Source organism: Chryseobacterium pennae (genome assembly GCF_003385515.1).
GTDB lineage: Bacteria > Bacteroidota > Bacteroidia > Flavobacteriales > Weeksellaceae > Chryseobacterium > Chryseobacterium pennae.
Genome location: NZ_QNVT01000023.1, coordinates 91,820 through 98,682, shown reverse-complemented (window position 1 = coordinate 98,682; position 6,863 = coordinate 91,820). Strand labels below are relative to the sequence as shown.

General features: G+C 31.6%; 7 protein-coding genes and 1 pseudogene. All 8 read left to right on the top strand.

What is annotated here, in order from left to right:
* Positions 1-1,120, top strand: a 1,120-nt coding sequence (locus DRF65_RS20410) for an RHS repeat domain-containing protein (protein ID WP_133297837.1), incomplete at its 5' end; no start/stop codon positions are given.
* An 11-nt stretch (positions 1,121-1,131) separates the two neighbouring features.
* Positions 1,132-1,647, top strand: a complete 516-nt coding sequence (locus tag DRF65_RS20405; RefSeq protein WP_123947401.1) for a hypothetical protein — start codon at positions 1,132-1,134, stop codon at positions 1,645-1,647.
* Between the two features lie 27 nt (positions 1,648-1,674).
* Positions 1,675-2,685 carry an RHS repeat-associated core domain-containing protein gene (locus DRF65_RS28950; protein WP_228438845.1) on the top strand — a complete coding sequence of 337 codons (1,011 nt, stop codon included), beginning with the start codon at positions 1,675-1,677 and terminating at the stop codon, positions 2,683-2,685.
* Entirely contained in the window at positions 2,685-3,119 is a 435-nt protein-coding gene (locus tag DRF65_RS20395) for a hypothetical protein (protein WP_123947400.1), read from the top strand. Before DRF65_RS28950 ends, DRF65_RS20395 begins: the two co-directional genes overlap by 1 nt.
* Positions 3,120-3,162: 43 nt before the next feature.
* Positions 3,163-3,348, top strand: a pseudogene (locus DRF65_RS20390) (RHS repeat domain-containing protein); the annotation flags it as partial.
* 689 nt (positions 3,349-4,037) lie between these two features.
* Positions 4,038-4,454 carry a hypothetical protein gene (locus DRF65_RS20385; protein WP_115972585.1) on the top strand — a complete coding sequence of 139 codons (417 nt, stop codon included), beginning with the start codon at positions 4,038-4,040 and terminating at the stop codon, positions 4,452-4,454.
* Positions 4,455-4,787: 333 nt separating this feature from the next.
* Entirely contained in the window at positions 4,788-5,267 is a 480-nt protein-coding gene (locus tag DRF65_RS20380; protein WP_115972584.1) for a pentapeptide repeat-containing protein, read from the top strand.
* A gap of 532 nt (positions 5,268-5,799) precedes the next feature.
* Positions 5,800-6,834 (top strand): RNA ligase family protein, encoded by a 1,035-nt coding sequence (locus tag DRF65_RS20370; protein WP_228438842.1) that lies wholly within the window; start codon positions 5,800-5,802, stop codon positions 6,832-6,834.
* Positions 6,835-6,863 lie beyond the last annotated feature (29 nt).

The window sequence follows — 6,863 nt, the reverse complement described above, 5'->3', positions numbered from 1 at the left end:
CCAAGATTCAAAAACAACTTATTATATCTACAGAGCGGATGGAACAAAGGTTAAAAAATCAGGAACGGCTGGCTTAGCTACAGATTATCTGGATGGTTTCCAATATACAGAATCGAATTTGAAATTTGTTCCTACTTCAGAAAGTTATTTTAATTTTGAAAATAATAAGTACATTTACAATTACGCAGACCATTTGGGAAATGTACGATTGAGTTATTTCAAAAATGGAACGGGAATAGAAGTTCTTGAGGAGAATAATTATTATCCTTTTGGGTTGAAACATAAAGGGTATAATATATTAGGAAGTAATCCAAGCTATAATTATAAGTACAATGGTAAGGAGCTCCAAGAGACGGGGATGTATGATTATGGAGCAAGGATGTATATGCCGGATCTGGAAAGATGGGGTGTGGTTGATCCTCTGGCGGAGAAAATGAGAAGATGGAGTCCATATAATTATGCTTTTGATAACCCAATGAGGTTTATTGATCCGGATGGACGAGCTCCTAAGACTGATTTCACCTTTAATATAAAAACAGGTGATGTAAAACAAGTTGGAGAAACGAATAATCTTCCTGATAGAATTGTTAAAACAGATAAAAATGGAAATGTAGCATATAATAAAAAAGGAGAAGCTAAAATAGAAGTAGATAATATTGCGAAAGGAATTTTAAAGGATGGGCAAAACTTTAAAACTAGTGACAATATTATTGATGTTGGAGAGAAAGGACAACCTACCTTAAAGCAGTTAGAAGACTTTGCAGTTAAGCTATTTGATTATGTAGGAGTTGAGTTATCTGGAGCCTATTTATCTAATGAAGATTCGAAAGATGCCAAAATTAATAGCGTTTATATGGATGATTATGGAGGTAATTCTTATTCAAGCTCTATTACAACTATTAATCGAAATGACTTAAAGAGACGTGGATTATATACAAATACTAGTTTTCATACGCATCCTACATTGGGGTATAGTAGAAGTGCTAGTACATCTGCTTCACAAGCTGATAGAGATTTTAGGGATAGCTGGAAGGAATACAAATTAGTTCATAATTTTATAATATTAACAAGACCTGAAACTGGACCTGGTGTTGAAAAAGTAGATTATACAAATGATTAAATACTATGAAAATGAAGATATTTTTATGTCTAATAATTTTACAATTATCATTATCTTGTACAGCACAAAATAATACAGCTTCTGTTTCAGATAGTTATAATACCTCTGTAAAGAAAGCTATAGATGACTTTTATAAAACTTCATCATTACTAAAATATGATAAAATTTTTTCGGTTTCTTACAAAAATATAGATCATAATATTATCCAAGTGAATATTATTGGTAATGCAAATAAATTTTATATAGAAAATGATAAGCCTTTAAATAGGTTGCCTACAAAATATGTAGAATATAATGGTAAAATATTTTATTGGAATGATAATAGTCAAGATAAATTAGATTCTTCAGTAATTAATAAATTAGGACAATATGGATTGATTGAATATAATACAGATGTTATTGAATACAATATAGATGATAAGAAGAAAGGAGTTAGTTATTTTTTTTGTATGAAAGATTTAACTAGATATAAAAAAATTACATCAAATATTTCTATAACTCAACCTCCTAAAATAAATTGTAAATAACCCAAGCTGCCACACAAAAGGATTTGTGTGGTATTTTTATTATCAATTAGCTATATTTACCAATACAAGGATCACCTTGGAAATACAAGGATAAGTTTTGGAAGAAATAGCAAAGGCGCTCTTGAGATTACTGATGCCAATGACTATTATCCATTTGGAATGAACCATCTGAAGACCGGGAATGCATTCTTTGGGAAGGGGAGTTATAAAAACTATAAGTACCAAGAACAAGAATTACAGGAAACTGGCTTTTACTCCTTCAAATGGAGGAATTATATGCCGGACTTAGGGAGATTCATTACTATAGACCCGCTTGCAGAAAAATATGTTTATAATAGTCCTTATGCATTTGCAGAAAACAGAGTTATTGATGGTAGGGAATTAGAGGGATTGGAATGGGTAGCGAGTAGAAACTTGGAAAATAAAACTGTCAACTTACATCTTACATACAAACCTGTAAATAATACGGTAGGAGCTCTTTCGAATGTACAAATGTCTACACTGCTTCGAGAACGTGAGGCTCAAATTGTATCTTCTTTCGGAGGAAAAGACTCTGCTGGAAATCAGGTTAATATTACTTTTAGCCAAAGTGATAAATCAACTATGGTATGGGATTATAATATAGGTTATGACGCTAATAATGTTGATGACTTTAAAGGTAAAAGTCAAGAATTTATTGATAATGCTGTAGTTCGTACTGATGGAATGACTGATACTAATAACAATACACAGACAAATAGAACTCAAATTAATGTTTATACCACAACCGGACTTGGTTCTGATGAGGCTGGATATGTAAAATTTGATAATAAAGGTAGGTCTGATGTGGCTAAAACAGGTGCTCACGAAACTGGTCACACGTTAGGAATTAAACATGATGATAAAGCAACTTTAAAATCATCTCCAGATAATTTAATGCGAAGCGGAAGTCCGGGTACAAAAATAACTCCAGAACAGAGAACTAATGCTATAAACCTAGTAGAACAACAACAACAACAACAACAACAACAACAACAACAACAACCAAAAACTAGATAATGAAAACTTTTAATAGAATAGTAATTTGTTTTTCATTTGTTTTTATAAGCTGCTCTGCTTTAAAGACAACTGAAATATATGGTACAGAGATGGAGATTGTTGATAATGTACGATCAAGAGTTATGATTAAAAAATTTAATGCTCAGGATAAAAATAAATCGTTTTTAGATTTTACATCGCAGTTTGATAATCTTATTACAGTCAAAAATGGGGATAGTATAGTTCTCAATGAAAAAAGCAAAACATTGCCAATGTTAGGATATGCAAACTCTTGTTTAATTTTTAATAATAAAGAAGTTACAATCATTATTGATAATGAGCAGACAATAAAATTAAATAAAGAACAATTGCCTAAATACAAGTTTATATATGTTGAAAGAGATAAAAATCATTATAAAATTGAATATACAAACAATGCAAAATCTTTTCAATAAATAATGTTAATAACAAATCCCCCCTCGAAATTGCGAGGGGGATTATCAGTATAAGTACAATGGTAAGGAGTTGCAAGAGACCGGTGCATACGACTTTGGAGCTCGCCAATATATGCCAGACATTGGGAGATGGAGCGTGATTGATCCTTTAGCAGAGAAAATGCGTCGTCATAGCCCTTACAACTATGCGTTTAACAATCCAATTAGGTTTATTGATCCGGATGGAATGCAAAATGAGGACTGGAGAGATAAAAATGGAAAAGAACTATCTTCAGATCAATTAAAAAATGTAAAAGTTTATATTTTTTATAATCCGAGTGCTGCAGATGGATTTAGTGATCAAACGATGAAACAATATGCTGAGTATGAAAAGAAATTTGGGAAAGGGAGCGTTGCTCTTAGTGATGCAATGACAGAAAAAGATTTTGCACAAGATTGGGGTGATATGGAAGGTAAGCCTTCTGAAATTGTCATGAATCATCATGGAAGCAATCAACAGTTACATTTAAATATAGACCCTGATAATAATCTTGAAACTAAGGATGGGGAATATATTGTGTCTACTAATAACGGAAAAACTAACAGTTCACAAACCCCAGGAAAGGAAATATCAGATTTACCTGACCCTAAAGCTGATATTTCAAATGCTACATTATTTTTAAATACATGTAATTCTAATAATCCAGACGCTGCACCAATGACTGCAGGGACAACGTTAGCAAAAGGATTTAGTAGAGATACCGGAGTTGGACAAGTTAGAGGAACAAATAAAAAGGTTAATTTTAATGGTTCTGGTCAAGCAACTACTCAATGGTATTATGGTGGAGTTTGGCAATATTTTAAAAACGGTCAGCAACCATCACAAACAATGAGCCTTCCATCCGGAAACTTTAGAGTCTACCCTTAAAAACCTTACTCATGAATAAAAAAATAATTTTAGGAATATCTATATTATCAATAATACTTTTTCTCATTTATTTTGTTAATAGAGAAAAGAGAGTTGATACTGAATTTATGGGCGAATATAATTTCAAAATTTTTAATGATTCTCTTTTTAAAAGTTCGTATTTTCATGAAAGTTTTGGATATATAATATCGGATTATGATTTAAAAAACATTGGTATTAGTATTTTATCAAATACTAAACTTAGTAAGACAGATGAATACATCTTCGTTATTAATCATCCAATTAAAAAAGTTGTAGAATATGATGACGGAATTGATTACGTAAAAAAAACTCCGATAAAAGTTGAGATTGATTCAACAAAGACTACAAACAAAATATATGTTTATCGATTAAAGAATCAAAATAAATATAGACTTATATTGCCATAGTTTTGTTTTCTTCGTTATCGTACGAATCCTTTAATGTGGAAGATCAAGATAAAACCTCGCAGTTTGCGAGGTTTTTGTGTTTTATGTTGTTCTGTTTTGTATTAGAAAACAGAACAAGAAAAATAAATCTTCAGGATAATACTTAGGAATAGAACGATCTGTCTGACCTGTCGTACCGAATCTGCTTTTGAAGAACAGGCTTACGGAAATCTCGGAACAACCTTTCCTAATATAGGAGATCCCCTAGCATGGAAACTGGATTTTGTACCCACTTCAGAAGGCTTTTACAGTTTCACAGAAAGCTGTTATTTTCACCAGTATAAAGATAAAGATATGATAATATATTGCGCTACGGATATTAATGTAGTAATACCATTTGAACATTTAAATGGTATCTCATTAGAAAATTTAAATCTTCATAGAGCAAATCTAGAAGATGCCGATTTGACAGGTTCAAGTTTTAAAAACTCTAATCTTAGAGGGGCAATTTTATTCAATGCAAAAATGAACGGGTGTAATTTAGAATCAGCTAACTTAATTGTTGCTGATTTAAGAAATACGGATTTATCAAATGCAGTATTAAAGAATAGTACATCAATTTCCACTTTATTTGAAAATGCAAATCTTCAAAATGCAAATTTTGAGGGAGCAAATATTGAAGGAGCAAATTTTCGAAATGCAAATTTAAAAGGAGCAAATTTTGAATATGTTTTAGGAATTGAAAATGCAATATTTGAAAAAGCTGTATTTGATACTAAAACGAAATGGCCTGAATATTTTAATGTTAAAAATTCTAGCGATGAACAAAAGTAGTTATAGCCCCACAGATATCGTGGACTTGAAGTCCGCGATTGATAGTAAAAATAAACCTATCACAATTGCAGTGGATTTTATGTTATAAAGTACCGGCATTTTTAGCGAAAATTGGTAAGCATTTTCTATCCGAGTCTGAAAATGGTTTGCTTATCTTTCTTTTCGGGCTGCTCTATGAAACGAATCTGTTCAGGTTCAGTTTTATTTGCCAAAATTATTTCTTTAGGAATAGAACCGCAGTAATTAATAATCTGATCAATCGATATGTCAAAAGTTGTATCATTTTCTATAGCACTATGCAGATAATAAACTGAATTTTGGGCATAATTCTGAGTCCTGGGCAACAGCTATAACAAGCACTTAAATGGCTTGTCGGATCATTTAAAAAGAAAATTTACTCACAAGAGTAAAAGTATCATATTTTCAATAATAACAAAAAAAACATTACGGGCTTTTCTATATTAACTAGAAGAAATCACCATATTACAAAAAACTGCTATATTTACCCCCAATTAATAATACTTTTAACCAAATGAATGAATTTTCCGGATATGAGAAAATGCCTGATACCTTAAAGAAGATTGGGCTTAATGAGAATGAACTATCAAAATTAGATAAATTAAAATGGGTAGTGACCGAAAAAGTTCATGGTGCTAATTTTAGTTTTTCCTATCAAGATCATAAGCTTCAATATGCCAAAAGAAGGGAATATCTTAATTGGGGAGATGATTTTTTTGGATTTCAGCTTGTTGTTAATCAGTTAGAAAGTACGATAATCAGCTTATTTGAGCACTTGAGTGCTGTAATTCTGGGGAGCAGGTATATTATCTACGGAGAATTGTTTGGAGGGAAATATCCTCACCTTGATGTTCAGGATGTTGAACATGTACAGGCGATCCAAACAGGAGTCTATTACGCTCCGGATATCCATTTTTGTGCTTTTGATATAGGAATCGTCAATGAACAGGGGACAAAGTATTATCTTGATTATGAAACTGCAGTCTCTTATTTTGAGCAATTTGGTGTTCCTTACGTAAAACCTTTATTAATAGGGAAGTTTAATGAAGTTCTGAACTTTAACACCAGGATAAATTCTCCTATTCCCACCCAACAGTTTAACCTTCCGGAATTGGAGCAAAACCTCATAGAAGGAGTTGTGATCAAACCTTATAATTTGAAAAATATCGAATTATTATCCAATCGGCCGATTATCAAATTGAAAAATCCTGAATTTGATGAAGAAGAGAAGTTCCATAAAGCTGAGAAATGGTCATTTATTCCTGATATTTCTTCGAAAGCTGAAAATCTTTCCTTTATTATTGATGAATTAAGAACGTATGTGTCACAAAATCGGCTGGAGAGTGTGCTGTCTAAAGTAGGGGCCTTGGATATCAATAATATGCTTCGTATCTCTGAAATTAAATCTGAATTTTTACAGGATATTATTACTGATTTTAATGAAAATAATGGTGATCTGCTCAAAGAACTGGATCTCGAAGATCAGAGATGGATTACTGAAAGACTTCATTCTGAAATTCAGAAAATAATTTCAATAGCGGCAGAATAAAAATAATGTAATACAGATAAATAAAAAAC

What these genes read in the sequence shown, in the direction of transcription:
- DRF65_RS20405 (WP_123947401.1), top strand. Translation starts at nt 1,132, where the DNA reads ATGAAGATATTTTTATGTCTAATAATTTTACAATTATCATTATCTTGT.
- DRF65_RS20395 (WP_123947400.1), top strand. Translation starts at nt 2,685, where the DNA reads ATGAAAACTTTTAATAGAATAGTAATTTGTTTTTCATTTGTTTTTATA.
- DRF65_RS20385 (WP_115972585.1), top strand. Translation starts at nt 4,038, where the DNA reads ATGAATAAAAAAATAATTTTAGGAATATCTATATTATCAATAATACTT.
- DRF65_RS20380 (WP_115972584.1), top strand. Translation starts at nt 4,788, where the DNA reads ATGATAATATATTGCGCTACGGATATTAATGTAGTAATACCATTTGAA.
- DRF65_RS20370 (WP_228438842.1), top strand. Translation starts at nt 5,800, where the DNA reads ATGAATGAATTTTCCGGATATGAGAAAATGCCTGATACCTTAAAGAAG.